This window comes from Streptomyces sp. NPDC053076 (assembly GCF_044546845.1).
Lineage (GTDB): Bacteria > Actinomycetota > Actinomycetes > Streptomycetales > Streptomycetaceae > Streptomyces.
Window position 1 is genome coordinate 1 of sequence record NZ_JBITZL010000028.1, and the last position, 1,389, is coordinate 1,389.

Annotated in this window: 3 protein-coding genes; all 3 read left to right on the forward strand. The window is 70.1% G+C overall.

Annotated features, from left to right (window positions below):
• The coding region (locus tag ACIGYR_RS39030) for a DUF6192 family protein (protein ID WP_399609056.1) at positions 1-320 on the forward strand (320 nt) is incomplete at its 5' end.
• A 2-nt stretch (positions 321-322) separates the two neighbouring features.
• Positions 323-727, forward strand: coding sequence for a RacP protein (locus ACIGYR_RS39035; RefSeq protein ID WP_399609055.1), 405 nt, complete (start codon positions 323-325; stop codon positions 725-727).
• A 15-nt stretch (positions 728-742) separates the two neighbouring features.
• A partial coding sequence (locus ACIGYR_RS39040; protein WP_399609054.1) for an IS5 family transposase occupies positions 743-1,389 on the forward strand: 647 nt, incomplete at its 3' end.

A 1,389-nucleotide genomic window follows, 5' to 3' on the forward strand; every position in this document is an offset into this window, starting at 1 on the left:
AGGTCAACCACGCCCAGGTCGAGCGGGGCCGGCAGGCCCGCGAGTACTTCGAGGACACCAGCCCCGTCGCCCCGGCGGTGAAGAACATCGACCGGCCGGCGGAGTTCTTGGACCTGGTCACCGCCTGCCACTCGTTCGTCGCCGCGGCCGGCCGGGTGGTGCCCGGGATGCGCGACCGGCAGCTCGGCGACGACGAACGTGTCATCGTGCACGAGAACGTCGCCCGGGTTCGCGCGACCCTGGACTGGATCGAGACCGCGGTCGACACCGGCAAGGTCGACGTCGACGGCGAGCTGGCCCGGCTCCTGCAAGGCGAGTAACCGTGCCGCGCGCTTCCGAGCGCAGATCGCCGGCCGCCCAGCGACACGCCGACACCGTCCGCTTCGTGCTGTTCGAGGCACGGCCGGCCGGTCTGACCTTCCCCCAACTGGTCAGATCCAGCGAGCTTTCGCCCAGCCAGACCTGCCCGGGCCTGGCCTGCCTGCGCGACATCATCACCGAACGCGGCTGGCCGCCGCTGATCTGGACGTTGAAGGACGGCTACCAGTTCTGCGCCGACCCCGACCAGCTCCAGGCATACGAGGTCGCGGTCATCCGCGGCAAGCTCACCGAGATCCGCCGCTTCATCACCGGGACCGTCGCCCCGCACGCCGCCCTCCAGCCCAAGGGCCGGTGGATCAAGCACCTGAACACCCAGCTCAGTTCGGTGGAGTCCACCCCGTCGTGAAGGGGAGGCAGGCCGTTGCCGCGCAGACGCTGCTACCCCTCCGACACCTGGGACGACGAATGGGCCCTGATCGAGCCGCTGCTGCCGGTCCCGGCCTGCGACACCCCGGCCGGCGGGCGCCCGGAGAAACACCCGCGCCGGGAGATCGTGGACGCCATCCGCTACGTGGTGGACACCGGCTGCAAGTGGCGGGCCCCGCCCAAGGACTTCCCGCCCTGGCGCACCTGTTACGGCTTCATGGCCCGCTGGGCCGCCGCCGGCATCGTCGGCCAGATCCGCGACAGCCTGCGCAAGCGCGTCCGCCGCGAAATGGGCCGGGCCCCCGGAGCGGTCGCCACCGTCATCGACTCCCAGTCCATCAAGGCCGCCGACACCGTCGGCAAGGACTCCCGCGGCTACGACGCCGGCAAGAAAATCAACGGCCGCAAGCGCCACCTGGTCGTGGACACCAAGGGCCTCCCGCTGTTCGTCATGGTCACCCCGGCCGACATGACCGACCGCAACGCGGCCAAGGAAGTCCTCTTCCGGCTCCGGCTGATGCACCCCGAAATCACCATCGTCTGGGCCGACTCCGCCTACGCCGGACAGCTCGTGACCTGGGCGAAGACCTACCTCAACCTGACGATCAAAACCGTCAGCCGCCCGAAGAACACCCCCGGGTT